Below are 13,341 nucleotides of genomic sequence, written 5' to 3' on the forward strand. Positions count from 1 at the left end.
CAAAAAAGGCCCCCGACTGGGGGCCTTTTCCGTTCTGGCGATCCGGGGAAGGATCAGGCCGGGGCCTTCGACAGGCGCTCGGCCACGAATTCCCAGTTCACCAGGCTCTCCAGGAACGCCTTCACGAAGTCCGCGCGGCGGTTCTGGTAGTCGACGTAGTAGGCATGCTCCCACACGTCGGCGGTAAGCAGCGGGAAGTGGCCCTGGGCCAGCGGGGTGTCGGCGTTGGAGGTCTTGGTGACCTTCAGCTTGCCGCCGTCGATGTACAGCCACGCCCAGCCCGAGCCGAACTGGGTGATCGCGGCGTTCGAGAACTCTTCCTTGAACTTGTCGACGCTGCCGAAGTCGGCGATCAGGCGCTTCTCAAGCTCGCCCGGGATGGCGCCGCCACCGTTCTTCTTCATGCTCTGCCAGTAGAAGGTGTGGTTCCACACCTGACCGGCGTTGTTGAACAGGCCCTGCTTGGAGGCGTCGCCGTAGCTCTGCTTGATGACGTCTTCCAGGCTGGCGTCGGCCAGCGGGCTGTCCTTCGTCAGATTGTTCAGGTTGGTGACGTAGGTCTGGTGGTGCTTGTCGTGGTGCAGGTGCAGCGTCTCCGACGACATGAACGGCTGCAGAGCATCATAGCCATACGGGAGCGGCGGCAGTTCGAACGCCATTGAGTTACCCTCTCTTCTTGGATTGTCCCATCTCGGCCCGCGCCTTGGCGGCACGGCACCTCCGTCCGCTCAAATAGGCCCGCGGCGCGGCAAAGTGAAGGCTGGAAAAAGGCCGAGGCGCGAAAAGGTGGTAATCCTTGCGGTGAGGACCGCCCGTGCGGCGAACTCGCCGGAGCGGACCGCACCTTCGAGGGTTGCCGGAAGCCCCATGTTCGTCCAATCGCCGGCCAGAACGAGGTTTTCCAAAGCGGTTCGGGCACCGGGGCGATTCGCCGCATGGACAGGGGACTGGTCCGGAGTCGCCCGGCGCTCCTTGATGATTCGGTGTGGCGGCGGGGCCGTGCCGGGCGTGCCGAGCGCCCGCGCCACGTCGCGCCACAAGGTGGCGGCGACCGCTTCGGCGGGCTGACCGGCGAGCGCGTCGGCGTCGCTGACCGTCACCGACAGCACGTCGCCGCGCCGGAACAGCCAGTCCGCCGTGCCGCCGACCAGCCCCAGGAAGGGCAGGCCGCCCGGCAGGTCGACCGGGGCGGGCAGGCGGAAGTGGGCGTTGACGATGGCCCGCCCGGCGGCGGGGACCGGCACCGCCTCGGGAAGCAGGCCGGAAAGCAGGCGCCCGGCGATCCAGGCCGGCGCCGCCAGGATCACGGCGTCACCGTCGGCGAGCGTGATGCGCTCCCCATCCACCGACAGGGCGACCACACGATCACCGGCGCGCTCCAGCCCGTCCACCCGCACTCCGGTGCGCAGCTCGGCGCCGTGCCGGTCCAGCCACGCCACCGCGGGTTCGACCAGGGCGGCGGACAGGCCCTTTCCGGCGAACAGGGGGCGACAGGCCGCCTCGCCGCGCAGCAGCGTTTCCCGCAGCACAGCCCCGAACAGGCGGGCGGACACCCGCTCCGGCGCCCCGTTCATCACCGACACCGCCAGCGGCCGCCACAGACGTTCGTATAGCGCTCCGGCGGGGGGCAGCGCGTCGGCCACCGTGGCGCCGGGACCGGCCGTCAGCGTCCGCAGGGCGGCGAGGTAGTCGGCGGGGCGGCTTCCCGGCACGCGACGGGCCTTGTCGAACAGCCACAGCCCGCCAAGCCGCAGGCACCAGCGCTCGCCGTTGGTCAGGTCGAGGAAGGGAAAGGCGGCGGGGCGCAGCTCGGTCAGGGCGTCTCTCGCGCCGACTTTCTCCAGATAGTTCAGCAGGGAGCGGTTGCCGCTGAGCGCCAGATGGTTGCCGTTGTCCACGACGCGGTCCAGCGTGGCGTCGTGGAAGGAGCGGCAGCGCCCCCCGGCCTGCGGCGCGCTCTCGTGCAGGACGACCCGCCGCCCGGCCTCGGTCAGGCGGACGGCGGCGGACAGGCCGGCGAGGCCGGCGCCGACGATGTGGACGGTGCCCAAGCCGGCCCGTCAGGCGGCGGGCGGATAGCCGAGCGCGCAGCGCACGGCCACCAGCGCGCACTCACGCTTGCCGACCCGCACCCGCCGGTCGAGATCGCGCCAGCCCCGGGCGCGCAGGCGCACCAGCAGCCGGTGGTACAGCACCATCATGGCGACCGCCGCCCACAGCGAGCCGCGCCGCCCGGCGGATTGCCCCTCGGCCAGCGCCCGGCGCGCCTCGGCGAAGCGTTCCTCGGCGAGAACCGCCAACGCCTCGCAGGTCTGCGGCAGGTTGGGGTGGGCGAGCACCGTGGCGGGGTCGGAACTGCCGATGCCGGCCTCGTCGAGCAATTCGCGCGGCAGGTAGAGCCGGCCGATCTCCGCGTCCTCGGTCAGGTCGCGCAGGATGTTGGTCAACTGCAACGCCTCGCCCAGCGCCAGGGCGAAGGCCTCGGTGGAGGCGTCGGCCCGGTCGAACACGCGAATCGCCAGCATGCCCACCGCGCCGGCGACGCGGCGGCAATAGAGCCGCAGGGTCGGCAGCGCCGGACCGGTCATGCCGCCGCTGTTGCCGGCCCCGGTGCCGTCGGCCCCATTGCCACCGTCCGCGGGAATGTCCATCGCCATGCCGTCGATCAGCGCCTCAAGCTCGCCGCGCGGCAGGCCGTAGCGTTCGATCGCGCCCTTCAGCGCCGCGCCCAGAGAACTGGACGGCGCGCCGCCGGCGTAGAGGCCGCGAATCTCGGTCCTCCAGGCGTCGAGCGCCGCGCGCTTCTCCGCGGGCTCGCCGGGCTCGTCCGCGATGTCGTCGATTCGCCGGCAGAAGGCGTAGATGGCGAACATCGCCGCCCGCTTGGAGCGGGGGAGAAGCAGCATCGGCCAGTAGAAGGTGCTGCCCGACCGCCCGGTCACCGCCGCCGCCGCGGCAGCCGGGCTGCCGGCGGTGTCGCTCTGCGTCGAGTCCAGCGATGGCTGCGGCATACGTCGGTCCTGCGTGGTGTCGGTCGAAGAGGCCGGAGTCTATTTGCTCCCGATGGCGCGCGCCAGCCCGCGTGCGGTGGCGAACAGCTTGTGATGCGTGCCGAGCACCACCCGCTTCTTCAGCGGGTCGCGGCTGCGCAGCCGCTGCGCCAGCGATTCGGCGAGGCTGAGGATCACCGAGGCTTCCATCCGCAACCCGCGGTGCTGGATCAGACCGGGCAGGGGGGCGGCGCGCTCCAGCAGCCGGTCGGTGTGCTCCAGCGTGCGGTCGAAGATGGCGCGCAGCTTGGCGTCGCTCTCGGTCTCGACCAGCCGCTCGACGCTGATCGCCGAATCGTCGAACCAGACCAGCGGGATGTAGCAGCGCCCGAGCTGGCTCCAATCCTCCCGGCAGTCCTGGAGGTGGTTCAGCACCTGCAGGGCGGTGCACAGCGCGTCCGACGCCGGCCCGGCGGCCACGCCCTCGCCGTGCAGGTCCAGCAGGTAGCGCCCGACCGGGTTGGCGGAGAAGCGGCAGTAGAGCAGCAGGTCGCTCCAGCTGTGGCAGCGGGCGCCCACCGCGTCCCGCCGGAAGGCGCGCAGCACCTGCCGGGGATGGCGGTCGCTGACCCCGGTCGCCTGCAGGCTGGCGCGCAGGTCCAGCGCCGGCTTCAGATAGGCGTGCTTGGCCTGGCCGGTGGTCAGCGAGCGTTCCAGCGCCTCCAGATAGGCGAGCTTGGTCTCCGGTTCGAGATCGGGATCGTCGGCGATGTCGTCGCCCAGCCGGACGAACCGGTAGAAGGCCATGACATGTGGCCTGAGATGCTTCGGCAGCAGGCGCGAGGCGACCGGAAAATTCTCCGAGTCCGTGTCCTTGCGGGCGACCGGGCTGGGTTTGCGGGGCTTGGTGGGGGCGACGTTGAAATCGGCCATTGTTCCGCCTGCTGCGCGTCGGGGCTGGTGTGGTGAGCCTGTCTGCCTAATATAAGGCGCGAGCGGGCTTTGCCCCGCGTCCAAACTGTGCCACCCCCATTTTTCCAGAACAGGCATCACATGGCGAAGGCGACCCCCGACCTGTCCTATTGCGGACGGGAGGTGAGGAAATATGACAACGACCGGTTCCTGACCTGCCTCTTCGCCCCGGCGGAGCGCCGCGAATCGCTGTTCGCCCTCTACGCCTTCAACCTGGAGATCGCCAAGACCCGCGAGGTCGTGACCGAGCCGGTTCTGGGCCAGATGCGGCTGCAATTCTGGCGCGACGGGCTGGACAAGGTCTACGAGGGCGCCGCCGTGCCCAAGCACGCGGTGATGGAACCGCTGGCCGCCGCCGTGCAGGAGGGCGGGCTGAGCCGCGCCCTGTTCGACCGGCTGATCGACGCGCGGGAGGCCGATCTGGACGACACCCCGCCGGCCAACCTGTCCTGCCTCGTCAATTACGCGGAGGTCACCGGCGCGCCGCTGGTCCAGCTCGCTCTGGAAATCCTCGGCGCGAAGGACTCCGACGCGGTGGAGGCCGGGCGTCAGGCCGGGATCGGCTACGCGCTGGCCGGCATCGCCCGGGCGGTGCCCTTCCACGCCCGCCAGCACCGCCAGCTTCTCCCCGCCGACCGCATGGCGGCGCACGGCGCCAGGCAAGGGGACCTGTTCGAGCTGCGCTCCACCCCCGAACTGCGCCCCGTGGTGCGCGAGGTGGCGGAGGCCGCCCGCGACCATCTGGCGAAGGCCCGCGCGCTGCGCCGCGCGGTGCCCCGCCCCGCCCTGGCGGCGCTCCTGCCGGCGGTGCTGGCCGGGTTGCATCTGGACGCGCTGGCGAAGGAGGGCGACGACCCCTTCGCCCCGCGCGTCCTGATGCCCCACCCGCTGCGCCACGCCAAGCTGGCCTGGGCGGCGCTGCGCGGGCGGTTCTGACCTCTGCGGGTCAGGCCAACCGGGATCAGGCGGCGCGGATCATCGCCACGAACCGCTCCACCTCCTGGCGGAGCTGGTCGGCCTCGCGCGACAGGTCGCCGGCGGCGCCGAGCGCCTGATCGGCCATCGAGCCGGTGGAGCCCGCCGCCTGGGTGACCCCGCCGATGTTGGCGGACACGGTGGCGGTGCCCATCGACGCCTGCTGGACGTTGCGGCTGATCTCCTGGGTGGCGGCGCCCTGCTGCTCCGCCGCCGCGGCGATGGCGGTGATCGTCTCGTTGATGGCGATGATGCTCCGCCCCACCGTTCCGATGACGCTGACCACCGTGCCGCTGACCGTCTGCATGTCGGCGATCTGCCGGGAAATGTCCTCGGTGGCCTTGGCGGTCTGGTTGGCGAGATTCTTCACCTCGCTGGCGACCACGGCGAAGCCCTTGCCGGCTTCTCCGGCGCGGGCGGCTTCGATGGTGGCGTTGAGCGCCAGCAGGTTGGTCTGGCCGGCGATGCCCTGGATCAGGTTCACCACGTCGCCGATCTTCTGCGCGGCGGCGGACAGCCCTTCCAGAGTGGCGTTGGTGCGCTCCACCTCGGCCACCGCCTCCGTGGCCATCTGCGAGGACCGGCCGATCCGCTCGTTGATCTCGCGGATGGAACAGCTCAGCTCCTCGGTGGCGGCGGCCACCGTCTGGACGTTCTGGCTGGCCTCCTCGGCGGCGGTTGACACGGCGGCGGCCTGACGGTCGGTCTGGGCGGCGATGGCCGACAGGCTCTGCGCGGTGCCGCGCATCTCGCCCGCCTGTTCCGACACGTTGCGCACGACACCGCCCACCGACGCCTCGAACCGGCTGGCGACGTCGGCGAGGTCGCGTTTGCGGCGCTCCGCGGCGCGCTGCTCCTCGCGGTGGCGTTCCTCCTCCAGCTCCGCCATGCGGGCGGTGTTGTCCTGGAAGAGCTTCAGGGCCTTATTGATGGCGCCGATTTCGTCGGTGCGGCCGGTGTCGGTGATGACCACGCCGCGCTCCCCGGCGACCACGGCGTCCAGCGTCGCGATGGTGCGTCGCAACGGCAGGCCGACGATGCGGCGGCTGGCGAACAGAAGCGCCGACACCAGGGCGGTCAGCAGGACCAGCCCGCCGACGATGGTGACGTTGCGCAGTTCCCGGACCGGGGCGTTGACCTTGTCGAGCGGCAGGTTGACCTGCAGGGCCCAGGGGGTTTCCGTTCCCGCGACCTTCACCGGCAGGAACAGCTGCTTCACGGGCTGCCCGTCGGCGACCGCCGTCTGCTCGAAACTCCGCCCCGCGCGGATGGCCGGCTTGGCGGCGTCGAGCGCCGGGTCCGATGTGCCGATCGGTTGCCCCATCCGCTCGCCGTCGGGATGGCCGGCCCAGACGCCGTCGTTGGAAATCAGGTGGATGGACCCGCTGTCGAACGGCTTCACCGTCTTCAGCATGGACCAGATGCCGTCGGTGGACAGATCGATGCCGGCCACCCCGATGACCCGGCCGTTCTCGACGATCGGGGCGGACATGGACACCATCAGCACCTTCCGGCCGGCGACCATGTAGCTGTAAGGCTCCACCACCATGGCGCGCCCGGTGCGCTTGGGGATCTGATAATAGGCGCCGTCGGAACCCGGATCGTCGTAACCGACAAGGGCCTCCAGCGCCACCACCCCCGACCCGCGGTTCCAATAGGGGAGGAACCGGCCGGAGGCGTCGGAGCCCGGCTTGTTGGCGAACTCCGCGTCACGGCCGTCCAGGGCGTTCGGCTCCATGCCCACCCACACGCCGAGGAAATCCGGGTTGGCCTCGGCGATGCTCTTGAGCCAGGTGGAGAGCTGCTCCCGGTCGGCCCGGCCCGTGGCCTTCAGGCCGATCAGGGAGGCCGCGATGAAGCGGCTGGCTTCCATCGCGGTGCCCAGCCGGGCCTGCACCATCTCGCCATAGCGGTGGCCAAGCTGCTCACCGCTCTGGAACGCCAGGGTTTCGATGTCCGACCCGCTCTTGGTTGTCAGGGCCGCGATCCCCGCCGCCAGGGAAACGATCGTCACCATCACGATGACGATCACCTGTTTGGCAACCAATGATTTTGTTTTAATCATAACCATCCCGTTGGAAGACTTTTCCGCTCTTTCGAAAGAAAGTGTTCCACGGAGATGGTTAAGCCTCACTTATAATCTTTATTATGGTTCAGTAACATTTTGACTGGAATCACCGCTCATCAGGCGGTGACGCCGGGCGCGGTGGCGAGCCAGCCGCCCAGATCCTCCAGCGCGCGGCGGGTGTAGGCCAGCTTGCGGTCGCGCCCGCGGATGCGCTCGTCCACCGGCGGGAACAGGCCGAAATTGACGTTCATCGGCTGGTAGGTGTCGGCGTTGGCGCCGCCGGTGATGTGGCCGAGGATCGCCCCCAGCGCCGTGGTGACCGGCGGAGCGGACGGCGCGCCGCCCAGCCGCTCGGCGGCAGCGAAGCGACCGGCCAGCAGGCCGACGGCGGCGCTTTCCACATAGCCCTCGCAGCCGGTGACCTGCCCGGCGAAGCGGATGCGCGGCTGCGCCTTCAGCCGCAGCGCGCCGTCGAGCAGGCGCGGGCTGTTCAGGAAGGTGTTGCGGTGCAGGCCGCCCAGCCGCGCGAACTCCGCCTTTTCCAGGCCGGGGATCATGCGGAAGATGCGCGCCTGCTCGGCGTGGCGCAGCTTGGTCTGGAAGCCGACGAGGTTGTAGAGCGTGCCCAGCGCGTTGTCCTGGCGGAGCTGGACCACCGCGTAGGGGCGGCGTTCCGGCTTGTGCGGGTTGGTCAGGCCGACCGGCTTCATCGGGCCGTAGCGCAGCGTGTCCACCCCGCGCTCCGCCATCACCTCGATGGGCAGGCAGCCTTCGAAATAGGGCGTGCTCTTCTCCCACTCCTTGAAGTCGACCTTCTCGCCGGTCAGCAGCGCGTCGATGAAGGCGCGGTATTCGTCCTTCTCGAAGGCGCAGTTGATGTAGTCCTTGCCGGTGCCGCCGGGGCCGGGCTTGTCGTAGCGCGACTGGAACCACGCCTTGGACAGGTCCACGCTCTCCAGATAGACGATGGGAGCGATGGCGTCGAAGAAGGCCAGCGACTCCTCGCCGGTGAAGCCGCGGATCGCCTCGGCCAGCGGCGGGGAGGTCAGGGGGCCGGTGGCGATGACGACGCTGTCCCACTCCTCCGGTGGCAGGCCGGTGACCTCGCCGCGCTCCACGGTGATGAGCGGGTGGCCGGCGATCGCCTCGGTCACGGCGCCCGCGAAGCCGTCGCGGTCCATGGCCAGCGCGCCGCCCGCCGGCACCTTGTGCGCGTCGGCGCAGCGCAGGATCAGCGAACCGCAGCGCCGCATCTCCTCGTGCAGCAGCCCGACCGCGTTGTACTCCGCGTCGTCGGACCGGAAGGAGTTGGAGCAGACCAGCTCGGCGAGCTGGTCGGTGCTGTGCGCCTCGGTCGGGCGGACGGGCCGCATCTCGTGCAGCACGACGGGAACGCCGCGTTGGGCGAGCTGCCAGGCGGCTTCGGAGCCGGCGAGACCGCCGCCGATGACGTGAACGGGGGAAAGGGACGTGTCGGCCATATCAGCAACTTTCACAAAGTTGCCGAACAAGTAGACCGTCACTGTCGCCACGGCAAGACCAACCGGACAACGGCGCGGAATCGCGGCCAGGATCGTCCGGCGGTTCCGGCGATCCTGGTCGCTCCGCCGAACAGCGGTGACTTACTGGGCGGCGAGCTTCTGCTTCAGCCCGTCGAAGCCGGAGGTGAAGATGCCGGAGATCACCTTGCGCGATTCCTCGTCGCTGGCGCCGTTGGAGGTGTAGCGCGCCTTCCACACGACGCGCGTGCCCTTGCCCGCCGGTTCGGCCGACAGGGAGGCGGCGTAGTCCTTGACCGGCAGAGGGCTGGTCAGGATCGAATAGCGGATGCGGTGGCTGCTGGCGGAGGAGGAGAGCAGCCGCTCCTCGATGGTGCCGCCGCCCTTGAGGGCCAGCACGCGCTCCTGCGCGCCGTCCTTCCGGCGCAGCGTGCAGGTCTCCACCGCCGGGTGCCAGGTGCCGAGGTTGCAGAAGGGGCCGATCTGCTGCCAGACCTTCTCGACCGAGTAGGGCAGGGTGGCCGACTCCGTGACCTCGACGGCCAGGGCCGGGCCGGCCAGGGTGGCCAGGGTGGCGGCGACCGCGAACAGGGTGCGCATGGGGTTCCCTCCGTTGTTCGGCTGTTCCGGCGCGCGTCGTTGGGCGCGCCTCGAAATCCTAGCCGAGCCGGGAGGTCTTGAAACTTGTACGTTGGTAGGACGAACAGGAGAAAGACCGGAAAGACAACGGCCGGTCCCGCCTGTGCGGAGCCGGCCGTTTCCTTTGGGAGCGAAAGGACGAGTCCTTATTCGCTCTTGGTCGTCGTCGTGCGCTCGGTGGTGGTCGAGCCGCCGGTCGGCGGGGTGGTCAGGCTGGAGTTGCCGTAGTTGGGCGAGGTGGTCGTGGTGGTGGTCGTGGTGCTGGTGGTCTCGTCGGTCCCGCAGGCGCTGACCAGCAGGGCCGCGCCGAAGGCCAGCGCCACACCGGACATCAGGGTCCTGGACATGCTCTGTCTCCATCCTGTTTGGCGAGTGATGATGAGGAAACGGTCCCGCGGCGGCTTTGTTTCCAGGGCAAAAATCGGCCATAAGAAAAAGGCCGGGGATGACCCCGGCCCTTCTTCATGCCCTCTTCCGGCTTTTCGGCTTCGCCTTCAGGTAGGGGGCCAGATACTGGCCGGTGTAACTCCGCTTGACCTTCACCACGTCTTCCGGGGTGCCCTCCGCGACGATCTCGCCGCCGCCGGTGCCGCCTTCGGGGCCGAGGTCGATGATCCAGTCGGCGGTCTTGATGACCTCCAGATTGTGCTCGATCACCAGCACCGTGTTGCCCTGGTCGACCAGCGCGTGGAGCACCTCCATCAGCTTCTCGACGTCGGCGAAATGCAGTCCGGTGGTCGGCTCGTCGAGGATGTAGAGGGTGCGGCCGGTGGCGCGGCGGCTCAGCTCCTTGGACAGCTTCACCCGCTGCGCCTCGCCGCCCGACAGAGTCGTGGCGGGCTGGCCGATGTGGATGTAGCCGAGACCCACCCGCTCCAGGGTTTCCATCTTGTCGCGGATGCCGGGCACGGCCTTGAAGAACTCCTTGCCCTCCTCGACCGTCATGTCGAGCACGTCGGCGATGGTCTTGTCGCGGTAGGTGACTTCCAGCGTCTCGCGGTTGTAGCGCTTGCCGTGGCAGACGTCGCAGGTGACGTAGACGTCGGGCAGGAAGTGCATCTCGATCTTGATGACGCCGTCGCCCTGGCAGGCCTCGCAGCGCCCGCCCTTCACGTTGAAGGAGAAGCGGCCGGGGCCGTAGCCGCGGGCCTTGGCCTCCGGCAGGCCGGCGAACCAGTCGCGGATCGGGGTGAAGGCGCCGGTGTAGGTCGCCGGGTTGGAGCGCGGGGTGCGGCCGATCGGCGACTGGTCGATGTCGATGACCTTGTCGAGATGCTTCAGCCCCAGCAGCTCGTCATGCTCGGCCGGATGCTCGCGGGCGCCCATCAGCTTGCGCGCCACCGCCTTGTAGAGCGTCTCGATGATCAGGGTGGACTTGCCGCCGCCCGACACGCCGGTGACGCAGGTGAAGGTGCCCATCGGGATGCGCGCCGAGACGTTCTGGAGGTTGTTGGCGCGCGCGCCCTTCACCTCCAGGAACTGGCCCTTGTGGCCGGGGCGGCGCTGGTCCGGCACCGGCACGAAGCGGGTGCCGTTGAGGAATTGGGCGGTGACGCTGTCGGGGTTGGCCTGGACCTCCGCCGGGGTGCCCTGGGCGATCACGGTGCCGCCGTGCTGGCCGGCGCCGGGGCCCATGTCCACCAGATAGTCGGCGGTGCGGATGGCGTCCTCGTCATGCTCGACCACGATCACGGTGTTGCCGAGGTCGCGCAGCCGCTTCAGCGTCGCCAGCAGCCGGTCGTTGTCGCGCTGGTGCAGGCCGATCGACGGCTCGTCCAGCACGTAGAGGACGCCGGTCAGGCCGGACCCGATCTGCGAGGCCAGCCGGATGCGCTGGCTCTCGCCGCCGGACAGCGATCCCGAGCCGCGGCTGAGCGTCAGGTATTCCAGCCCCACCGCGTTGAGGAAGCCCAGCCGCTCGTTGATCTCCTTGAGGATTCGGTAGGCGATCTCCTTGTCCTTCGGGCGCAGATGGTCGTTCAGCGTGCTGAACCACGTCGCCGCGTCGGCGATGGACATCTCCGCCGCCTGGGAGATGTGCTGGCCGTGCACCTTGACGGCCAGCGCCTCCGGCTTCAGGCGGGCGCCCTTGCAGGTCTCGCAGGGCTGGGAGGACTGGTACTTGGACAGCTCCTCCCGCATGTAGGCGCTTTCCGTCTCGCGGTAGCGGCGCTCCAGGTTGTTGACGATGCCCTCGAAGGCCTTGTTCGTCTGGTAGCTGCGCAGCCCGTCGTCGTAGGTCATCGTGATGGCGGAGCCGTCGGAGCCGTAGAGGATGGTCTGGCGGACCTTCTCCGGCAGCTTTTCCCACGGCGTGTCCATGGCGACGCCGAAATGCTGGGCGATGCTTTCCAGCGTCTGCACGTAATACTGGGAGGAGGAGCCGGCCCAGGGGGCGATGGCGCCCTTCTTCAGCGACAGCCGCTCGTCCGGGACGACCAGCATGGGGTCGAAGTAGATCTTGCTGCCCAGCCCGTCGCAGGCCGGGCAGGCGCCGAACGGGTTATTGAAGGAGAACAGCCGCGGCTCGATCTCCGGGATCGTGAAACCGGACACCGGGCAGGCGAATTTCTGCGAGAAGACGGTCTGTTCGTGCGACTCGGCGTTCTCGACGAAGATGATCCCGTCGGCGAGGCCGAGCGCCGTCTCCAGCGAATCGGCGAGCCGGTTGCCCAGCCCCTCGCGCACGACGATGCGGTCCACCACCACGTCGATGTCGTGCTTCAGCTTCTTGTTGAGCGCCGGGACCTCGTCGATCTCGTGCATCGTGCCGTCGACGCGCACGCGCTGGAAGCCGCGCTTGCGGAGGTCCTGGATCTCCTTCTTGTACTCGCCCTTTCGCCCCCGGATGATCGGCGCCAGCAGCAGCAGGCGCGTGCCCTCCGGCATCGCCAGGATGCGGTCGACCATCTGGCTGACCGTCTGGCTCTCGATGGGCAGGCCGGTGGCCGGGGAGTAGGGGATGCCGACCCGCGCCCACAGCAGGCGCATGTAGTCGTAGATCTCCGTCACCGTGCCGACGGTGGAGCGCGGATTCTTCGAGGTCGTCTTCTGCTCGATGGAGATGGCCGGCGACAGCCCCTCGATCGAATCGACGTCCGGCTTCTGCATCAGCTCCAGGAACTGGCGCGCGTAGGCCGACAGGCTCTCGACGTAGCGCCGCTGGCCTTCCGCGTAGATCGTGTCGAACGCCAGCGATGACTTGCCCGATCCCGACAAGCCGGTGATGACGATCAGCTCGTCCCGAGGCAGATCGACATCGACGTTCTTGAGGTTGTGCTCCCGCGCGCCGCGGACACTGATGTGCTTGTTCATGGAGTGTTCTTAGCCGAAACCGGTGGGGAAGGGAAGGCGCCAAAAAAGCTCCGGAAGCCCGGACAGATATGTGCCGGGCGCAGGCGTCCTGCCACCGGCGCCCGGCCCTTTCCGGCCGCGTGCGACGCAGGGGCGGAATGCGAGAACGCTGGGTGGGGACGGGAAGACGCGGCAGAGACGATGGCGGCAGAGACGATGATGGAGAGCCACCAAGGAATCGGTTGGCGCCGCCAACTCTCTCTGCTATGTTTGTTCATGGAGTGTTCTCTTCCGTGCGGGCCGGGCGGGTTGATCCGGATGGAAGGGGAAAGGCGCTCCGGCGGCGGCGGTTGACCCGTGCCTGTTCCCCGTGCTTTGTGAAGCGCAAGGCGGGGCGGGCATGGACCGGACCACGGATCAAACCGGCCCTGCGAACAGACACCCCCGGTATCCGGACGCCCTTCCGCCGGGCGCCCGAACGGGTCGGATGGGATACCGGGAACCCGCGCTAGGAGACACGTGCGATGAATGTATGGACGTTTACGGGGCGCCTCGGCGCGGACGGCGAGCTTCGCTCCACGCAGAGCGGCGAAAAGGTTCTGGGTTTCCGCGTCGCCAACGACGTCGGGTTCGGCGACCGCAAGACCACCCAGTGGGTGGACTGCTCCATCTGGGGCCGCCGCGCGGAGGCTCTGGCGCCGCACCTGACCAAGGGCAAGGCCGTGGTGATCTCCGGCGAGGTGACGCTCCGCGAGTTCGAGAAGCGCGACGGCACCCGCGGCGCCGGCCTGTCGGTGCGTGTCAACGAGATCGACTTCACCGGCGGCCGTGAGGGCGAAGGCGGCGGTGGCGGCGGTTACGGCGGTGGCGGCGGCTACGAGTCGCGTGGCGGCGGTGGCGGTGG

Annotated in this window: 11 protein-coding genes; 2 read left to right on the plus strand and 9 right to left on the minus strand. The window is 69.2% G+C overall.

Going from position 1 to position 13,341, the window contains the following annotated elements; translation table 11 throughout:
- Positions 1-53 precede the first annotated feature (53 nt).
- The 4 genes from DXK32_RS13145 to DXK32_RS13160 all read right to left on the minus strand — a co-directional run bounded on the left by DXK32_RS13145 (position 54) and on the right by DXK32_RS13160 (position 3,923).
- Complete coding sequence (locus DXK32_RS13145; protein WP_014197280.1) at positions 54-659, minus strand: superoxide dismutase; 606 nt, start codon at positions 657-659, stop codon at positions 54-56.
- A gap of 69 nt (positions 660-728) precedes the next feature.
- Positions 729-2,051: a hydroxysqualene dehydroxylase HpnE gene (gene hpnE, locus DXK32_RS13150; protein WP_114858919.1), complete on the minus strand. Its 1,323-nt coding sequence runs from the start codon at positions 2,049-2,051 to the stop codon at positions 729-731.
- Positions 2,052-2,060: 9 nt separating this feature from the next.
- The gene (locus DXK32_RS13155; RefSeq protein WP_114858920.1) at positions 2,061-3,011 is read right to left on the minus strand and encodes a squalene/phytoene synthase family protein; all 951 of its coding nucleotides are present in this window, start codon (positions 3,009-3,011) and stop codon (positions 2,061-2,063) included.
- Positions 3,012-3,050: 39 nt separating this feature from the next.
- Positions 3,051-3,923, minus strand: a complete 873-nt coding sequence (locus DXK32_RS13160; protein ID WP_040134027.1) for a squalene/phytoene synthase family protein — start codon at positions 3,921-3,923, stop codon at positions 3,051-3,053.
- A 120-nt stretch (positions 3,924-4,043) separates the two neighbouring features.
- Here DXK32_RS13160 and DXK32_RS13165 point away from each other — a divergent pair, with 120 nt between their 5' ends.
- Entirely contained in the window at positions 4,044-4,898 is an 855-nt protein-coding gene (locus DXK32_RS13165; protein ID WP_114858921.1) for a phytoene/squalene synthase family protein, read from the plus strand.
- Positions 4,899-4,923: 25 nt separating this feature from the next.
- Here the strand turns inward: DXK32_RS13165 and DXK32_RS13170 are convergent, their stop codons facing one another.
- The 5 genes from DXK32_RS13170 to uvrA form a co-directional block, all read right to left on the minus strand.
- Complete coding sequence (locus DXK32_RS13170) at positions 4,924-6,969, minus strand: methyl-accepting chemotaxis protein (RefSeq protein WP_114858930.1); 2,046 nt, start codon at positions 6,967-6,969, stop codon at positions 4,924-4,926.
- A gap of 152 nt (positions 6,970-7,121) precedes the next feature.
- Positions 7,122-8,486: a methylenetetrahydrofolate--tRNA-(uracil(54)-C(5))-methyltransferase (FADH(2)-oxidizing) TrmFO gene (gene trmFO, locus DXK32_RS13175; protein WP_114858922.1), complete on the minus strand. Its 1,365-nt coding sequence runs from the start codon at positions 8,484-8,486 to the stop codon at positions 7,122-7,124.
- Between the two features lie 141 nt (positions 8,487-8,627).
- The gene (locus DXK32_RS13180) at positions 8,628-9,104 is read right to left on the minus strand and encodes an SRPBCC family protein (protein WP_114858923.1); all 477 of its coding nucleotides are present in this window, start codon (positions 9,102-9,104) and stop codon (positions 8,628-8,630) included.
- A 185-nt stretch (positions 9,105-9,289) separates the two neighbouring features.
- Positions 9,290-9,490, minus strand: a complete 201-nt coding sequence (locus DXK32_RS13190; RefSeq protein WP_109072640.1) for a hypothetical protein — start codon at positions 9,488-9,490, stop codon at positions 9,290-9,292.
- 115 nt (positions 9,491-9,605) lie between these two features.
- Complete coding sequence (gene uvrA / locus DXK32_RS13195; protein ID WP_114858925.1) at positions 9,606-12,458, minus strand: excinuclease ABC subunit UvrA; 2,853 nt, start codon at positions 12,456-12,458, stop codon at positions 9,606-9,608.
- 503 nt (positions 12,459-12,961) lie between these two features.
- Between uvrA and DXK32_RS13200 the strand changes: the two genes are divergently transcribed.
- Positions 12,962-13,341 (plus strand): single-stranded DNA-binding protein (locus DXK32_RS13200; RefSeq protein WP_162801162.1); only part of this gene is annotated, 380 nt, incomplete at its 3' end.

The sequence above is a fragment of the Azospirillum brasilense genome, from assembly GCF_003349955.1.
GTDB lineage: Bacteria > Pseudomonadota > Alphaproteobacteria > Azospirillales > Azospirillaceae > Azospirillum > Azospirillum brasilense_B.

Bases quoted from the DNA above. Each gene is read 5' to 3' on its own strand.
- DXK32_RS13165 (WP_114858921.1), top strand. From the start codon at position 4,044: ATGGCGAAGGCGACCCCCGACCTGTCCTATTGCGGACGGGAGGTGAGG.
- DXK32_RS13190 (WP_109072640.1), bottom strand. From the start codon at position 9,490: ATGTCCAGGACCCTGATGTCCGGTGTGGCGCTGGCCTTCGGCGCGGCC.
- uvrA (WP_114858925.1), bottom strand. From the start codon at position 12,458: ATGAACAAGCACATCAGTGTCCGCGGCGCGCGGGAGCACAACCTCAAG.
- DXK32_RS13145 (WP_014197280.1), bottom strand. From the start codon at position 659: ATGGCGTTCGAACTGCCGCCGCTCCCGTATGGCTATGATGCTCTGCAG.
- trmFO (WP_114858922.1), bottom strand. From the start codon at position 8,486: ATGGCCGACACGTCCCTTTCCCCCGTTCACGTCATCGGCGGCGGTCTC.
- DXK32_RS13155 (WP_114858920.1), bottom strand. From the start codon at position 3,011: ATGCCGCAGCCATCGCTGGACTCGACGCAGAGCGACACCGCCGGCAGC.
- DXK32_RS13160 (WP_040134027.1), bottom strand. From the start codon at position 3,923: ATGGCCGATTTCAACGTCGCCCCCACCAAGCCCCGCAAACCCAGCCCG.
- DXK32_RS13180 (WP_114858923.1), bottom strand. From the start codon at position 9,104: ATGCGCACCCTGTTCGCGGTCGCCGCCACCCTGGCCACCCTGGCCGGC.